Origin of the sequence: Mycobacterium sp. 1245111.1, assembly GCF_001673405.1 — a bacterium.
In the GTDB taxonomy this organism is placed as follows: Bacteria; Actinomycetota; Actinomycetes; order Mycobacteriales; family Mycobacteriaceae; genus Mycobacterium.
In genome coordinates this window covers 1-788 of record NZ_LZLV01000039.1, presented here as the reverse complement: position 1 = coordinate 788, position 788 = coordinate 1, and the positions used below count along the sequence as shown (strand labels likewise).

Sequence of the window (788 nt, the reverse complement as noted above, 5' to 3'; positions counted from 1 at the left end):
ACGTCGAACTGACCCCCGCGTATCGGCGCAGCGGCGCGAACCCGAGTGGTCCCACGTTGCGCGACGGAGCTGTCATCCCAATCGAACGTACCGCGGTGCCCGTCGAATGGGATGAGGTTAAAGACCAATTAATGCGGCTGGCAACAGAACTGGGACCCAACAGCCAAGTCTCTACGCCGTCGATGGCCCGGTTCATCAATAGCGCCGCCAACGCGATGGGAGGCAATGGCGACAAGTTTCGACAGATGCTGAGCCAGCTGTCCGGTCTGGGAAGAACATTGGCGGACGGTGGGGGCGACATCGCACTCACCATCAAGAACCTGCAAACCTTCGTGTCGACGCTTCGTGACAGCAGCCAACAGATTGTTCAATTCCAGGACCACTTCGCCACCCTTACCAGCCTGGTCGACAACAACAGATCCGACTTGGACGCCGCGCTGACCAACTTGTCCGACGTCGTCGGCGAGGTTCAGCGTTTCGTCGCCGACACGCGCGACAAGACGGCCGAGCAAGTGCAGCGGCTTGCCGATGTGACCAACAACCTTGTCGCTCACCGCAAAGACATCGAGCAACTGCTGCACGTCGCAGGAACGGCGACGGCCAACGGCTACGCCGACTACAACCCCGACACCGGAACCATCCTCGGATCGGTATCGCTGAACAACTTCAGCAATCCGACCCAATTCCTGTGCGCCGCAATCGGTGCAGTCGAAAACACCACGTCAGCCGAGACGGCCAAACTGTGCTCGAGCTACCTCGGTCCGGCGCTGCGTCAACTGAACTTCAAC

At 60.0% G+C, this 788-nt stretch carries 1 protein-coding gene; it reads left to right on the top strand.

From position 1 onward, the window contains the following. Nucleotides 1-8: 8 nt before the first annotated feature. Nucleotides 9-788: MCE family protein (locus tag A5658_RS07895; protein ID WP_369830497.1), on the top strand; the 780-nt coding region annotated here is incomplete at its 3' end.